The sequence below is a fragment of the Streptomyces pathocidini genome (assembly GCF_001418495.1).
Taxonomy (GTDB): Bacteria; Actinomycetota; Actinomycetes; order Streptomycetales; family Streptomycetaceae; genus Streptomyces; species Streptomyces pathocidini.
This window is the reverse complement of record NZ_LIQY01000328.1, coordinates 1-16,126: the sequence shown is the minus strand read 5'-3', so window position 1 is coordinate 16,126 and position 16,126 is coordinate 1. Positions and strand designations below refer to the sequence as shown.

Below are 16,126 nucleotides of genomic sequence, written 5' to 3'. Positions count from 1 at the left end.
GCCCCCGACCTCCGGCGCGAACACGATCAGGACCGGGAACACCCCGACGTACCGGCCGCGGCGCCTCCGCGCGGGCGCGAGCGGCCCGGGGAGCGGCCGGACACCAGGCGTCCGGACAAGGAGAAGCCCTCGGACGTGAAGGAACCGAGGCGGGAGAAGGGGCAGGAGAAGCCGGGCAAGGAGGACAACGCTCCCGAGAAGAAGCCCGACAGGGCGGACGACCACACGCCGGACCGCTCGAAGGACGAGCCTTCCCGGCAACCGGCCAAGCGCGGGGCAGAGGCGCCCCGGCCCGCGAAACCGCGCAGGCCCGCATCGCTTCCCGGCAGGGCCCTCAAACGCGTGAAGGGCGTGGTCAGGTCCGCGCTCAGGAAAGTGCGGAACGCCGGCCGGACGCTCGGCGGAAAGCTGCGCAAGAGCAGGTTGGGGCGGTCCGTCACCCGTACGGCGAAGAAACTGCGCGACGCGTATCTGGCGAAGATCAGGAACCTCCGCCGCATGCACAGCAGGCAGCAGCAGAGGGTCAAGGACCGGCGCGACAGGCAGGCGGAGAAGGACCGCACGGAAAAGGACGACGACAAGGCGCGGGAGACGGCGGAGAAACCGCCGACCGTCAAGGCGTCCTTCACCATGGGCGGCCAGCAGCACCGGATGGTGCTCAAGCCCGCGGGAGACGATGTCGACGTCCGGATGGAGTCGGAACTCCTGCCGCTCCAGGACCAGTACAGTGCGGCGTACAACAACATCGAGTACATCAAGTCCTACGTGAACTCCATCGAGGACGCAGAAGTCAGGAACCGGTTCAGGGAAGAGGTCCTCGACGACGTCGTCGATTTCCAGAAGGACAGCGTCCGTAAATACAAGGTCGCGTTCAAGAAGGCCTTTCCGCACCGCGAGCAGGAGCTGACCCGGCCGAGGAAGCGCACCCGTAGGCAGGTCCGCAACCAGGTGCTCGACCTGCTTGTCGAACTCCGCACCATGAACAGCAAGATCACCCGATGGGCGGCGGCCACCGGCATCGAGGACTTCAGCAGGGGGAAGTTCGACAAGGCTCTTCTCGAGAAGGGGAAGAGGATCTGGGACCGCGAGTACAAGTCCATCAAGGGCACCATCGACGGGATCGTCAACAAGCACCGCTACAAGGGGAAGCGCCTGGAATACGTCGGCAGCCTCAAGAGCGGGTTGCGCGGACCGCACAAGGGAAAGACCGCGTTCAACATCAACGACTTCGACGTGGACCTGTTCGTGGTGCACCCGGAGGAATGGAAGCGGGTCTATCCCATGATGAAACGGGATTGGCCGGAGGTCGTGGACAACCTGAAGATGTTCCCGCGGCCACCGCATCTCCAGGAACTCATCAACAAGGGTGACGAGGTGGGCGGAGAACTGGCCACCGCGTTGGAAGGACGCCTCAAGGACGTGAGCGAGATCAGGAACGAGACGGAAATCGTGCTGCGTTGGCAGGAGGCCTGGTGACGGAGAGGAAAGCGGGGAATGCGCCCGAGCCGGCCGAATGCCATCTGCTGAAGTTCTCCGTCCGCGGGGACGTGACCATGCCGACCCGGCACATGGCGGAATCCCTGGGCGGAATCCTGGGGTGCTCGTTCCGGGAGGGCTTCCACAACCAGGAGACACCGGCCTGGTGCGCCGAACTCCTGGGTATGGACATCTATCTCTATGAGTGGCGCGGAGTGCGCAGCAGCCGCGTCTACCGCCTCCACGGGGCGACCGCCAACCGCAGATACGCGGTCCACCGCAGGAAGAAGGACGTCCGGTTCTCCGTGACGGACATCAGCGGCGCCGTCGTCGATCTCCTCGCCGCCAATGGCGGCGGCACCTGGCGCATCCCCTCCGAACAGGACATCGACGCGGAGATCGCCTACGGAAGCCGCATCGCGGGGAACCGCTGAAACACCACGGACAGGAGGGGGAACCGCCATGGCCTACCAGGACATACCCAAGCCCATCCGCTCGGGAATCGTCGTCGTCGACCCCGAGCGCGGCACCCCGCAGCGCATCATCGTGCTGCAGTTCAACCCCGACACCCTAGAGCGCTCGATCGCGCCCCAGGCCGCCGGGAGCGGTGGCGATGCCGGCGGGGGCGGCAGCGGAGGAGACCGGAACGAGGCGCTGCGCCTGAAGGGACCGGCCGAGGAAAGCTGGAAGTTCACCGCGGAGATCGACTCCACCGACCAGTTCGAGATCGCGGCACCCGACGGGATCCATCCGCAGCTCGCGACCCTGGAGATGCTGGTGCAACCCACGACCGCCCAACTGCGGGAGGCGGTCAGGCTGGGCCGGCGGGGCACCATCGAGATCAGCCCGATCGAGACACCGCTGACGCTGTTCACCTGGGGCAGCAAACGCGTCCTGCCGGTGCGGCTCACCGAGTTGTCGGTCAACGAGTCGGCGTTCGACGTCCATCTGAACCCGATCCGGGCCTCGCTGAGCATCGGGATGAAGGTGCTCTCGGTGAGCGATCTGCCCGCCGGGCACCGCGGGGCCGACCTGTACATGGCGCATCTCGCGCAGAAGGAGCGCCTGGCCGGTGCCGCCAGAAGCGGCCGCCTGGGCGACCTCGGGCTGGGGAGGGGACTGTAGACCGTGATCGATCCGTACGAGAGCGCGCTGGACGCGATTCCGGGTGCGCACCCCTACCCCCGGTCCAGCCGCTACCACGACGCCGAGATCGGCATCCACGTCCAACCCGACGGAACGGAAGTCCGCTACACCAAGCGGCGGTTGCTCCCGCCGATCGACCAGGACGGCGATCCCGGCGACACCGCCCCGCACACCGTCGGCGGCGGCGAGCGCCCCGATCACCTCGGGCAGCGGTACTTCGGCGATCCGGCCCAGTGGTGGCAGATCGCCGACGCCAACCCCGTACTCGATCCACGGGAGTTGACCGCCGAGCCGGGGCAGGAGATCGAGATCCCGCTGGCCCCGGGCGGCGGACTCGCGGGGTACCGCCATGGCTGACGAGCCGATCGGGGGCGGCCCCGTCCACCTGACGCTGCACATGGGCCCCGGGCTGGCGCGCCCCGTCCCCGCCGAGGTCACTCAGGCGCTGCTGTCCGCGCAGATCACCAGCACCGCGGGCGAGCGCTCCGGCTTCCAGCTGGCGTTCGACCTCACCAAGCGGGGCCTGATCAGCCAACGCCTGCTGCCCGAGGGGTTCTTCGACCCCAAGACCCGGGTCGTCGTCACGACCACGGTCAGGGGCACGCCGAGCGTCGTCCTGGACGGGCTGATAGTGCGCCAGGAGGTGGGGGCGAGCAACCAGCCGGGGCAGACCACGCTCACCGTCACGGGCGAGGACCTGACCCTGCTGATGGACCTGGAGGAGCGGACCGACCGCTACCCCAACCTCGCTCCCTCGCAGCGGGTCGAGCGGATCCTCGCCCGGTACGCGGACTACGGGATCGACCCGTGGATCATCCGGGAGCAGATCCAGCAGCCGCCCCGCGAGCAGTTGCGCGTCGACTACCAGACCGGCACCGACCTCCAGTACCTCAACGAACTGGCCCGGGCCAACGGATATGTCTTCTACCTCGACCCCGGGCCGCGCCCCGGCCGGTCCACCGCGTTCTGGGGGCCCGAGCGGCGCATCGGACAGCGGCAGCACGCGCTCAACGTCAACCTGGACGTCAACTCCACCGTGGACCAGCTGACGTTCGCCTACGACGGCACCGCGCGCGAGGAGCCGCAGGCGCGCGTCCAGGACCCGCGCACCCGCGACGCAACCCTGCTCCCGCAGCCCGACATCAGCCCGCTGCGGCCGCCCCTGGGCCGCCGCGCCTCACCCGCCCTCAAGCGCAGGACGCTCTCCGGCACGGCAAAGAAGGAGCCGGGGCAGGCCGAGGCCGAGGCGCTGGCCCGGGCCGCGACCTCCGCCGACGCCGTCTCCGGCTCCGGGGCGCTGGACGTCAACCGGCACGGATACGTGCTGCGGCCGCGGGAGTTGGTCGGGGTGCGCGGCGCCGGGGTGACCTACGACGGCGACTACTACGTCAAGTCCGTGACCCACCACCTCAGACCCGGCTCGTACCAGCAGAACTTCACGCTCTCGCGCGAGGGGCTGATCGCCCGCAGCGGCACCGTCCGCCCGTAACGGCCTGCGAGGGCCCCAGCCACGACCACCAGGAGTGCATGTCCCATGGCCGCTGCGCCGAACAACCGCTATCTCGGCAAGTTCCGCGGCCGGGTGCGGGACAACCAGGATCCGCTGAGAATCGGCCGCGTCACGGTCGAGGTGCCGGACGTGCTGGGCGACACCCCGTCCACGTGGGCCCTGCCCTGCTTCCCCTTCACCGGCCGCCAGGCGGGGCACTACGCCGTCCCGTCCGTCGGCGCGGGTGTGTGGGTGGAGTTCGAGCAGGGCGATCCCAGCTTCCCTGTCTGGTCCGGCTGCTGGTACGGCCACGAGTCGGAGCTGCCGGAGGACGCCCTGAAGGATCCGGCGCCGCACGAGCCCGTGGTGGTCCAGACGCCGGGCCGGCACAAGCTCGTGATGTCGGACGTGCCGGGCGGTACGGGAATCCTGCTGAGGGCGCCGGGGGGCGCGTACGTGCGGATCGACGAGCGCGGGGTGTTCATCGACAACGGGCACGGGGCGTCGATTTCGCTCGTCGGGGACCAGGTCGACATCAACGAGGGCCGGCTGACCGTGCCCAAGAAGCGCTGAACGCGGGAACGGGGAGAGAGAGTTGTCCGGGAATCTCGTCAACGGGGGCACGGCGATCAGCTGCCCGCACGGCGGCCGGGTCACGGCCGCGGCAGCCCCGACCGGGGTACGGCTCGACGGGCTGCCGGTGGCCACCGGCGCCGATGTGTTCGCGGTCGGCGGCTGCCCGCACCGCGTGGACGGCATACCGCACCCCTGCACCACCGTCCGCTGGAGCCCGCGGCCGGGCGGTGTGCTGGTCGACGGAGCTCCCGTGCTCCTGGACACCACGCCCGCCCAGTGCTTCACCGCCGCGCTGGTCCCGCAGGGGCCGCCGCGCGTCACCGCCGTACCGCGAGGGGTGTTCTGCCGATGACGACGACGCCGTCGATGAGGACGAGGCGGGCGCGGACCGACCTCGCCTTCCCGTTCCGCACCGACCGCCGCGGCCGCACCGCGCACGCGGGGTACGAGGAGCACGTACGGGATCTGATCGAGCAGCTGCTGTTCACCAGCCCCGGCGAGCGCGTGATGCGCCCCGACTTCGGCTGCGGGCTGCTCGATCTGGTCTTCACGCCGAACAGCCCGGAGCTGGCCTCGGCCCTGGAGCTGTCCGTGCACGCCTCGCTGCAGCGCTGGCTGGGCGAGTTGATCGAGGTGGAGTCGCTTGACGTGGTGAGCGAGGAGAACGTCGTACGGGTGTCCCTGCGGTACGTGGTGCGTGCCACCGCGAGCCGCCGCGACGAGGTGTTCGAGGGGAGGGGCGCCGCATGAGCCGCACCGGCGCCGAGGCGAGCGGGACCGCATGCCGTTCGGGCGGCCGGCGTGGCCGGGTGAGAGCAGCCCGGCTCGACGGAGTCGACTCCGTCGAGGTGGGCGACGACGGGCTGACGCTGGTCGTCAGCTTCCTGGGCAAGGCGCCGCACGGTCTCGGCCCGCAGAACGTGCGCGTCGAGGGCGGCCGCCGGATCACGGGGATCGAGGCCGTCGAAGTGGCCGTCGAGCGCGAGGAGGACCCGGAGCTGGACGACCGGCTGTACGTGACGGTCGACCGCACCGGCGACACCTCCACGTACCGCCTGTCGCTGGTCGGGACCGACCCGTACGGGCGCCCGGGCGACGAGCCCTTCCCCGGGTTCGACCAGCGCTACTACTGGGCCGAGTTCTCCTTCCGGCCGGACTGCCCGACCCCGTTCGACCACGGGGACGAGCGGCCGGACCACCCGGCGGGGCAGCTGCCCGCCCCCGTCATCGACTACACCGCCCGCGACTACGACTCGCTGCGCCGACTCGTCCTGGACCGGCTGCGGTTGACCACCCCCGAGTGGGTCGAGCGGAGCGTTCCCGACCTGGGCACGACACTGGTCGAACTGCTGGCGTACACCGCGGACCAGATCAGCTACCAGCAGGACGCGGTCGCCACGGAGGCGTACCTGGACACGGCGCGCCGCCGGGTCTCCGTACGGCGGCACGTCCGGCTCATCGACTATCCGATGCACGACGGCTGCGCCGCCCGCGCGTTCGTGGCGGTCGAGGTGGTGCGGCCGCTGGTGCTGCTGCCCGGCACCTTCCGCTTCGCCGCCGTGGACGTCCCCGCGCTCGGGCCGGGCGACCGGCCCGAGCCGGGCACCGTCATCGAGGACCGGGACCTGGCGGTGCTGGACGAGCGCGGCCGGGTCGAGGTCTTCGAGCCGGTCGAGGCGGGCGCGCCGCTGCGGCTACGGCCGGCGCACAACACCGTCCGCTTCTGGACCTGGGGCGGAGAGGAATGCTCCCTGCCGAAGGGCGCCACGTCCGCGACCCTGCGCGACGCATGGGCCGACGAGGCCTGCCAGGAGCGGGAGTTGGGGCTGCGCGCGGGCGATCTGCTGCTGGTCGAGGAGGTCCTGGGCACCCGCTCGGGCACCCCGGGCGACGCCGACCCGGCCCACCGGCAGGTGGTCCGGCTCACCTCGGTCACCCCGGCCGTCGACCGGCTCTGCGGGCAGCCGGTGCTGGAGGTCGCCTGGGCGCGGGAGGACGCGCTGGCCTTCCCGGTGTGCCTGTCGACCCGGGCGGGTCGGGACTGCGCGCTGGTCGAGGACGTGAGCGTGGCGCGGGGCAACGTGGTGCTGGTCGACCACGGCCGGTCGCTGGTCTTCGGCGGGGCCGGCGCGCCCGAGAGGATCACGGCGCCACCGGTGCCCGCCGTCCTCGGTTCCTGTGCGCCCTCCTGGGGCTGCCGGGACCGCGGGGACGGCAACCCCACGGCCGACCTCATCGACTCCCTGCTGGACCGGGCGCGTTGCGGACGGCTGCTGACGGCCGAGCACATCCGGCGGCTCTTCGCGGTGGTCGGCGAGGAGGCGACCCTGCGGGCCGGTCTGCGGCTGGAACCGGCCGGACAGCGGCACGGGCTTCCGGGCGAGAGCGCGGGCAGGGTGGTGCCCGGCACCGCCCACGCCCAGGCCGAGGCGCTCCAAACGCTGCTCGCGCAGTCCGTCCACCCGGCGATCGCACCCCGGTTCCGCCCCGTACTGCACCGCTCCCCCGTGGTCCAGGCGGCCCCCTACCCGGATCCCCGCCAGGTCGCCGCCGGGCAGGCCGACCTGCTGGCGGCGATCCCGGAGCACGTGCGCGCCCGGCTGGTGGAGCTGTGGCGGAGCGCCCGCGACCGGGACGGCCTGGAAGAGGCCGAAGTGGCCGAGCTGGCCGTACTGTTCGGGCTGCGGCTGCTGGAGCGGCTGGAGCTGGCGCGGCACCCGGTCCGCGCGCTGCGCGAGTTGCTGCACCGCGGCGACGGGCTGCTGCGGACGAAGCTGCGGAGGCTGTCGGTGCTGACGGCCCGGGCCCGGGCGGGCACGGTGCTGGACGGGCACATCGCCTGGGAGGTCGCGCACAGCTGGGGCCCGGCGTACGCGGCCGGGCTGCACCCGGAGGAGCCGGCGCTGGCGGGCCCCGCGGCGGCGCTGGCCCCCGATCCGCGGGCCGCGCTCCCCGCCGTGGTGCCGGCGGACGGCGAGCAGGTGTGGGAGCCGCGGCGCGACCTGCTGTCGAGCGGGGAGCGGGGCCGGCACTTCGTCGGCGAGCTGGGCGACGACGGCCGGCTGGCGCTGCGCTTCGGCGACGGGCGGCACGGCGCGAAGCCCAAGGCCGGCGCCGAGTTGGAAGTCCGCTACCGCATCGGCGGCGGGACCGCCGGGAACGTGGGCGCGGAGGCCGTCAACCACCTGGTGCTGTGCCGGGACCCGGAGGCGTCCGAGGCCGCCGGGCCGCTGCCGGTGGCGGGGGTGCGCAACCCGCTGCCCGCCTTCGGGGGCACCGACCCCGAGCCGGTCGAGCTGGTCCGCAGGCTCGCCCCGCTGGACCTGGGGCGCGTCCGGCTGCGCGCCGTCACGGCGGAGGACTACGCGGACCTGGCGGGCGCGGTCCCCGGCGTGCAGCGGGCGGCTGCCGAGATCCGGTGGACCGGAAGTACGCGGGAGGCCCATGTGGCCGTCGACGCGTACGGGACCGGGGCGCCTCCGGCGGAGCTGCTGGACGCGGTCGAGCACGCGCTGGAGGGCCGCCGGCGGATCGGCCACGACCTGGTCGTCGGGCCCGCCCGGCACGTTCCGCTCGACATCGCGCTCCAGGTCTGCGCCGCGCCAGGCCACCAACACGGCCAGATCCTGGCCGAGTTGTACCGGGTGCTGGGGAGGCGGGCGCTGCCGGGCGGACGGCTGGGCTTCTTCCACCCCGATGCGCTGTCGTTCGGCGACCCGGTGCGGCTGAGCCGCCTGGTCGCCGTGGCGGCCGCCGTCCCGGGCGTGCTGAGCGCCCGGGTCACGCGGCTGCGCCGGCTGTTCCACGAGGACCGCGGAGAACTGGAGGCAGGTGTGCTGCGGCTGGGCCCGCTGGAGATCGCACAGTGCGACAACGACCCCGAGCGGCCGGAGAACGGCCTGCTCGCGGTGGAGCTCGGGGGTGGGCGGTGAACGGCGAACTCCCCACCCTCCGCGGCGCCTGCGGCTGCGGCTGCGGCGGCCACGACGAGCGGCACGCCCCGGCCGCACTCCACAACCCGCCGGGACGGACCGCCCTGCACTACCGGGTCGGCGACTACGGGTCGCTCCTGGCCGCCATGCTCGACCGGCTCGCCTCCCCCGCCTATCCGGCCCTGCGCGGTCTTGCGGTGCGGACCCCGGACGATCCGGCCGTCGGGCTGCTGGACGCCTGGGCCGTCCTCGGCGACCTGCTGACGTTCCACTCCGAGCGCATCGCGGACGAGGGCTACCTGCGGACCGCCAAGGAGCAGCGGTCGCTCGCCCTGCTGGGCCGGCTGGTCGGGCACCGGTCCCGCCCCGGGGTGTCGGCCGGTGTCCTGCTGGCGTACGCCCTGGACCGCGACCCGCGGTCCGAGCAGGGCACTGCGGTGCTGATTCCGCGCGGTTCGCGCAGCCACAGCGTGCCCGCGGCCTCCGGTGAGGACGCGCAGACCTTCGAGACGTCCGAGGACCTGACGGCCCGCTGGGAGTGGAACGAGTTGACGGTGCGCCGGCGCCGTCCCGCGCTGCTGGCGCCGGAGGATCTGCGCGAGCGGCCCGAGCTGTTCTTCGCCGGAACCTCGACCGCGCTCCGGACCGGCGACCGGCTGCTGTTCGTCTTCGACAGCCGGGGCGACGGCGACCCGGCGGCCCGGCGGCTGCTGCTGCCGGTGACCCGGGTGCGGGTCGACCGCGAGGACGACGTCACGGCGGTCGGGCTGCCCCAGTCGGTCCCGCCGTCGCTGAGGGAACTGCTCGACGAGGCACGGCAGTGGATCACGCCGGGCCCCGGCGCCCCGAATCCGCGCCCTCCGGCCAGCCGGCTGATCGAGGACTTCGACGCGCAGGTGCTGGCCAGGCTGCGCACGGACCTCGAACGCCTCGACACGCCCACCGGGTTCGCGCGGCGCCTGGACGAGCCGGTGCGCCGGCTGTGGGAGGCGCAGGCTCTGGCCGCGGCGTACGAGGAGGTCGGGGACTGGTTCGAGCGGCTGAACGCCGAGTTCCTCGATCTCCAGGACCGCGCCGCGGAGTTGGAGTCCGCCGAGCCCGGGACCCCGGCCGGTGGAGCGGACGGCACGGCTCCGGGACCCACCGCCGTACAGGTACTGGGCGCGCTCCTCCCGGCGCTGCGCACCCGCGCCGCCCGGACCGCGGCCTCGGCCCGGGCGCACGACCCCGCGCGGGTCTTCGCGGCCGGCTCCGACCTGGCCGCGCAGCTGCTGTCGACGCTGGACCCCCGGCTCTCCGAGGGACTGTACCCGGCCTGGCGCCGGGCGGCGCCGGATGTGCCGGGCGCCCTGCGGGAGGTCCTGGCGATGCGGGTGACGGCCGCGCCGTTCGGGGCGACCGCGCCGCTGAAGCCCGTACAGGACGAGCGGGGGCGGGTCATCCGGCAGGCCGAGTGGCCGCTGACGGGCGCCGAGTTGACCACGATGCGGGTCGTGTTCGACACGGCGGGCCACGTGCCGGTCAGGGCGGAGTTCGTGCACGCCGAGGCCGGCAGCTCGGTGCAGCGCAGCGAGACCCTGCCCTCGGGGGCGGCCTTCGATCTGGGTCCCGGACGGATCGAGCTGTCCACCCGCGCCGGCCAGGACCACGACCTGGGCTGGCTGGGCAGGCGGCCCTCCGACTCCCAGGAGGCCGGTGTCACCGCCCGGCTGCTGCCGGGGCTGCCCGAGCGCACCCTGTTCGTGTCCCGGCCGGGCGAGGACGGCCGGGTGCACGTCGCGGTCCACAACGGGGACACGCTGGAGTGGCGGTTGGCGCCGGGCGAGCGGAAGCAGGCGACACACCACGGCTACGAGGTGACGGTCCGCTACACGACCGGGGGCGAGCCCGCGAACGTGGAGATCGGCCTCTCCGTCCCGCCCGAGCCGGCCCACCGCGCCGTGCTCCGCCTCGACACCGTGCACGAGGGGATCACGGCCGGCAGCTGGGTGGCCGTCGAGCGCCCCCGCAAGGGGGCCGACGGGCCGGACGGCATCCCGGGCGACCGGCGGCTGGCCCTCGTCACCACCCGGGTCACCGCCGTCCGCACCGCCGCTTACACCGACTACGGCATCACCGGCCGCGGCACCGAACTGACGCTGGCCGAACCGTGGTTGGACGAGCGCGACACCCTGCTCTCGCACATCCGGGACGCCACCGTGCACGCGGGAGGCGAGGCCCTGCGCCCCGCTGACGAGCCGCTGGGCGAGGACGTGCACGGCAACGAGATCGAACTCGCCGAGCTGTACGAGGGGTTGCGGCCGGGCCGCCTGCTGGTGGTCTCCGGCGAGCGCACCGACGTGCCGGGCACCTCCGGGGTGACCGGCACGGAACCGGCGGTGATCGCCGCCGTGGAGCAGCGGGTCGACCCGGAGCTGCCCGGCGACCACGTGCACACCCGTCTCACGCTCACGGCCGATCTCGTCCACCGCTACCGGCGCGACACCGTCCGGATCCAGGGCAACGTCGTGCCCGCCACCCACGGCGAGGGACGTGACGAGGCGATCGGCAGCGGCGACGCGGCCCGCTCCCACCAGACGTTCGTGCTCTGGCAGTCCCCTCTCACCTGGCTCCCCGCGGGCAACCCCCTGGGCGCCGTACCCACGTTGGAGATACGGGTGGACGGGCTGCTGTGGCACCCGGTGGACAGCCTCGCCGGGCGCGGCCCGCGCGAGCGGGTCTACGTCCTGGGCACGGCCGGCGACGGCCGGACGACGGTGGCCTTCGGCGACGGGGTGCACGGGGCCCGGCTGCCGAGCGGGCACGACAACGTGCGCGCCCGCTATCGGTTCGGTACGGGAGCGGGCGGGAACGTCCGGGCGAACCGGATCACCCAGGCCGTCACCCGGCCGCTGGGCGTCACCGCCGTCACCAACCCGGAGGCAGCCACGGGCGGCGCCGACCCGGACGGCCCGGGCCTGACCCGCCGCAGCATCCCGCTCGCGGTCTCGGCGCTCGACCGCCTGGTGTCGGTCCGCGACTACGAGGACTTCGCCCGCTCGCGGGCTGGCATCGGCCGGGCCTCGGCCCGCCAGCTCTTCGATGGGCGGCGGCAGTTGCTGCATGTGACGGTCGCGGGCGTGGACGACGTCCCGGTCGAGCCGGACTCGGCGGTGCTGGGCGCGCTGCGCTCCGCGCTGGCCGAGTACGGGGACGCGCCGCCGGCGGTCCGCGTGGCCGTACGGGAGCTGGTGCTGCTGGTGCTCGTGGCGCGGGTCAAGGTGGCACCGGACCACGCCTGGGAGCTGGTCGAGCCCCGGCTGCGCCAGGCCCTGCTGCGGGAACTCGGCTATGCGGGGCGGGAGTTGGGCCAGCCGGCCCGGCTCTCCGAGGTCCTGGCCACGGCGCAGTCCGTGCCGGGCGTCGACTACGTGGACGTGGACACCTTCACGGGCGTGCCCGCGTCCGTCACCCCGGAGGAACTGACCCGGCTCTCGGGGCGGCTCGCCGAGGTGCGGACCGCGGTACCGGCCCGGCTCGCCGGGTTCGCCGAGGAGGTCCACCGGGTCACGGCCGAGGGCGGCGAGACGCTCAGCGCCGTGGCCGCCCGCTATGGCATCTCCCTGGCGGAACTGCTGCGCCTCAACCCCGGTGTCACGGACACCCGGCCGCTGGAGAAGGGCCGTTCGGTGTTCGTGTTCCGCGGTGTCCGGCCCGCACAACTCGCGCTGTTCTCGCCGAAGGTGGCGGACACGCTGATTCTCACGGAGGTCGAGTAGATGAGCAGGGAGCCGGACGGGCTCGCGGAGCTGCTCCCGCAGTGGCACCGGCTGCGGGACGCCGAGGAGGGCGAGCCCCTGCGCGCGCTGCTCGCCGTGATCGCCGAGCAGGTCGATCTCGTACGGAGCGGGGTCGAGCAGGGTTACGACGACTGGTTCGTGGAGACCGCGGCCCCCTGGGTGCTGCCCTATCTGGGCGACCTGGTGGGCTACCGCCCGCTGCCGGGCTACGAGCGGGTCCAGGCCGCGGGGCTGCGGGACGGCGGTCGGCCGGACACCTCCCGGCAGCGGCTGGCGGAGGCCCTGGCCCCGCGCCGGGACGTGGCCGCCACGGTCGCCAACCGGCGTCGCAAGGGCACCCTCGCGCTGCTGGAGGAGCTGTCGGCCGAGGTCGCCGGCTGGCCTGCGCGGGCCGTGGAGTTCTCCCGCCTGGCCGCACACCACCAGCCGGTGCGGCTGTACGGGTCGGGCACCGGCGCGGTGGACGAGCACCGGCGGGAGCGCGGACGGCTGGTGGACGTCCGGGACGGGGCTGCACTCGACCTCGCGGGCGGCCCGTTCTCCACCGTCGCGCGGTCGGCGGACGTGCGCCGCGCCGGCTCGGCGCGGCGGCAGGGCGGCCAGACCCCCGCCGGGGTGGGCCTGTTCGTGTGGCGGCTGAAGCCCTACTCGGTGACGCGGGCGCCCGCGTACTGCGTCGACCGGGCACGCAGCCTCTACACCTTCTCGATCCTCGGCAACGACGGCCCGCTGGTGACCAGGCCCGTCCCGGAGCCGTCCGCGGCGCACATCGCGACGGCGGACCACGTCCCGGCGTACATCCGGCGCAGGCAGCTCGCCGACCGGCTCACCGACTACTACGGCCCCGGCAAGAGCTTCGCCGTCTGGCGGGACGGGCAGGACCAGCCGGTGGCTCCCGCCGACCTCGTCGTGGCGGACCTGTCGGACTGGCGCTACCGGCCCAGGCGCGGCCAGGTGGCCGTGGATCCCGAACTCGGCCGGCTGGCCTTCGGTTCCCGCTCGGCCCCGCGCCAGGGCGTCTGGGTCACCTACCACCACGCGTTCGCCGACGGCACCGGCGGCGGGGAGTACCACCGCGAGCGCGAGACCCCGCCGGACGCCCGGGTGTACGAGGTCGGGCCCGGCCGCGCGTACCAGCGGATCATGGACGCGTACGCGGCCTGGCAGCACGACCGGCGGGCCGGCCGGTGCGGGCCCGACGGCATCATCGAGATCGCGCACAGCGGCGCGTACCAGGAGCAGTTGGACTTCGACCTGGACCCCGGCGACCGGCTGGAGCTGCGCGCCGCCGAGGGCACACAGCCGGTGATCCGGCTGCTGGACTGGTACAGCAACCGGCCCGACGCGCTCAACATCCGTGCCCGGCAAGGGAGTTGCGCGCCCGGGGAGACGCCGGGGGACGCGCCGCGCGTCGTGCTGGACGGGCTGCTGGTCACCGGCCGCGGCATCAACGTCACCGGGCCGGTCGGCAGCGTTGTGCTGCGCCACTGCACGCTCGTGCCGGGCTGGTCGCTGGAGCCGGCGTGCGATCCCGCCTCCCCCGAGGAGCCGAGCCTGGTCCTGGACCGCACGAGCGCGTGCGTGGAGATCGAGCGGAGCATCCTCGGCACCATCGAGGTGATCGGCGACGAGGTGCACACCGACCCGCTGCACCTCTACCTCAGCGACAGCCTGCTGGACGCCACCGGCCACGACCGGGAGGCGCTCTCGGCACCGGACTGCCGCCACGCGCACGCCGTCCTGCACGCCCGGCGCACCACTGTCATCGGTGAAGTGCACACCCACGCCGTGGAGATCGCCGAGAACAGCGTCTTCACCGGGCGGCTGCACGTGGCGCGGCGCGGCGTCGGACACATGCGCTTCTCCTACGTGCCGCCGGGCTCCCGCACTCCCCGCCGCCACCGCTGCCAACCCGATCTGGTAGGCCCCGACCAGGCCTGGCGGGTCAGGCCGCTGTTCGCGAGCGAACGGTACGGGACGCCCGGCTACGGGCAGTTGGCGGCGAGCTCCGCGGTGGAGATCGGCCGGGGCGCGGAGGACGGCGCCGAGATGGGCGCCTTCCACGACCTCTACCAGCCGCAGCGCGAGGACAGCCTGCGGGCCCGGCTCGCGGAGTACACCCCGGCCGGCACCGACGCCGGGATCTTCCCCGTCACCTGACCGCCCGCGCCGGCCAACCGCCAACCGCCATTCGCCGACCGCCCGTAGACCGCCGACAGCAGACCCGCAGACCGCAGCTGCCGACCACCCACACCCGGCCTCACGGCCGTACGACTCTCCCAGGGGGCCTCCACCCATGCACGCCGACCTCTCGCGCCTGACCTTCCGGCCCGACCGCCACTACTCGGCCGTCATCGCCCAGCAGGGACGTGTCCAACTCGACGCCGACGCCAACGAGCAGACGGCGATCCAGCTCCACCAGGCCCGTACGATCGCGGCCGACCTGATCGGGCAGCACGGCGGCCCGAGCGGCGCGGCCGGTTTCAGGGTGGAATACCTCGGCGGGAACCGGGAGTTGGACGACCTGTCCATCGGCGGCGGCCGCTACTACGTCGACGGCATCCCGTGCGATGCGACCCGGCCGCGGCCCGGCACACCGGTGGACGAGGACGACGCCCCCGCGCCGGCCGCCGAGCCGCCCACCACCTGGACGTACTGGGACCAGCCCGACGCGTTCCGGGACCCGGAGCGGCCCGCCGACCGGCTGCCCACCCGGTTCCCGTACCTGGCCTATCTGAAGGTGTGGGAGCGCACGGTCACCGCGGCCGAGGACCCGGCGCTGCGCGAGGTGGCGCTCGGCTCGGCGCTGCCGGACACGGCGGCCCGCGCCAAGGTGGTCTGGCAGGTGCTGCCGCTGCCGGGCCACGAGCTCCGGCTCGAGGACGGGGCGGGCAAGGACCAAATCCGCGAAGCGTTCCGCACCTGGGCCGCCGAGGCGGAGTCCCCCGCGTCCCGGCTCGCGGCGCGCAGCGAGCGGCCGGACCAGGCGGACGAGGACCCGTGCCTGGTGAAGCCGGACGCCCGCTACCGGGGGCCGGAGAACCAGCTGTACCGGGTGGAGGTCCACGAGGGCGGCGAGGCGGAGAACGCGACCTTCAAGTGGTCGCGGGAGAACGGCTCGGTCACCTTCCCGGTGGACGAACTGGACGGCACCTGGGTGGAGTTGGGCTCGCTCGGCAGCGACGACAAGCTCGACCTGCACGTCGGCGACCAGGTCGAGTTCACGGACACCGCCTACGCCTCGCGCGGGGAGCCGCTGCCCCTGCTGCGCGTGGAGGAGATCGACCTGCCGGGCCGCCGGGTGCGGCTGTCCGACGAGCCGCACCCCACCGTCGGGCGGCGGCCGGAGCTGAACCCGTACCTGAGGCGCTGGGACCAGCCCGAGGGTTCCCGGCGCGCGGGGCGGGGCCGGCTGAGGCATGGCGCGGTCCGCGTCGAGGAGGGCCGCTGGCTGCCCCTGGAGGACGGCGTCGAGGTGTACTTCGCGGCCGGAGGCACCTACCGGCCGGGGGACTTCTGGCTGATCCCGGCCCGTACGGCCACGGGCTCGGTCGAGTGGCCGACCGACCCGGCACGCAGGCCGCTACTCCAGGGGCCCGCCGGTGTCCGGGCCCACTACGCGCCGCTGGCGTGGGTGCTGGGCGAGGGGTCGGTCTCGGATCTGCGCATGGCCTTCGGCCCGCTCGCCGGACCGGTACCCGCGGCGGACGAGGCGGCGCTCGCCGCCG

The 16,126-nt window shown here is 73.7% G+C and carries 11 protein-coding genes and 1 pseudogene; all 12 read left to right on the top strand.

The annotated features are described in order from the left end of the window. Window positions 1-1,476, top strand: a pseudogene (locus AOK16_RS16375) (hypothetical protein); the annotation flags it as partial. Then, window positions 1,473-1,910, top strand: a complete 438-nt coding sequence (locus tag AOK16_RS16370) for a hypothetical protein (protein ID WP_055472982.1) — start codon at window positions 1,473-1,475, stop codon at window positions 1,908-1,910. The pseudogene AOK16_RS16375 and the gene AOK16_RS16370, both read left to right, overlap by 4 nt. Window positions 1,911-1,938: 28 nt before the next feature. Then, window positions 1,939-2,601: a hypothetical protein gene (locus AOK16_RS16365; protein WP_055472981.1), complete on the top strand. Its 663-nt coding sequence runs from the start codon at window positions 1,939-1,941 to the stop codon at window positions 2,599-2,601. Window positions 2,602-2,604: 3 nt separating this feature from the next. Continuing rightward, window positions 2,605-2,979, top strand: a complete 375-nt coding sequence (locus AOK16_RS16360; RefSeq protein WP_055472980.1) for a LysM peptidoglycan-binding domain-containing protein — start codon at window positions 2,605-2,607, stop codon at window positions 2,977-2,979. Further along, window positions 2,972-4,111, top strand: coding sequence for a hypothetical protein (locus AOK16_RS16355; protein WP_055472979.1), 1,140 nt, complete (start codon window positions 2,972-2,974; stop codon window positions 4,109-4,111). Before AOK16_RS16360 ends, AOK16_RS16355 begins: the two co-directional genes overlap by 8 nt. 45 nt (window positions 4,112-4,156) lie before the next feature. Then, window positions 4,157-4,684: a phage baseplate assembly protein V gene (locus AOK16_RS16350; protein ID WP_055472978.1), complete on the top strand. Its 528-nt coding sequence runs from the start codon at window positions 4,157-4,159 to the stop codon at window positions 4,682-4,684. Between the two features lie 22 nt (window positions 4,685-4,706). Continuing rightward, window positions 4,707-5,039, top strand: a complete 333-nt coding sequence (locus AOK16_RS16345; RefSeq protein WP_055472977.1) for a hypothetical protein — start codon at window positions 4,707-4,709, stop codon at window positions 5,037-5,039. Beyond that, the gene (locus AOK16_RS16340; RefSeq protein WP_055472976.1) at window positions 5,036-5,437 is read left to right on the top strand and encodes a GPW/gp25 family protein; all 402 of its coding nucleotides are present in this window, start codon (window positions 5,036-5,038) and stop codon (window positions 5,435-5,437) included. The genes AOK16_RS16345 and AOK16_RS16340 overlap by 4 nt, the downstream gene beginning before the upstream one ends. After that, the gene (locus AOK16_RS16335) at window positions 5,434-8,619 is read left to right on the top strand and encodes a putative baseplate assembly protein (protein ID WP_055472975.1); all 3,186 of its coding nucleotides are present in this window, start codon (window positions 5,434-5,436) and stop codon (window positions 8,617-8,619) included. Before AOK16_RS16340 ends, AOK16_RS16335 begins: the two co-directional genes overlap by 4 nt. Then, on the top strand, window positions 8,616-12,377 hold the full coding sequence (locus AOK16_RS16330) for a putative baseplate assembly protein (RefSeq protein WP_055472974.1): 3,762 nt from the start codon (window positions 8,616-8,618) through the stop codon (window positions 12,375-12,377). The genes AOK16_RS16335 and AOK16_RS16330 overlap by 4 nt, the downstream gene beginning before the upstream one ends. Beyond that, window positions 12,378-14,558: a hypothetical protein gene (locus tag AOK16_RS16325; RefSeq protein ID WP_055472973.1), complete on the top strand. Its 2,181-nt coding sequence runs from the start codon at window positions 12,378-12,380 to the stop codon at window positions 14,556-14,558. 136 nt (window positions 14,559-14,694) lie between these two features. After that, the coding region (locus AOK16_RS16320) for a DUF6519 domain-containing protein (RefSeq protein ID WP_055472972.1) at window positions 14,695-16,126 on the top strand (1,432 nt) is incomplete at its 3' end.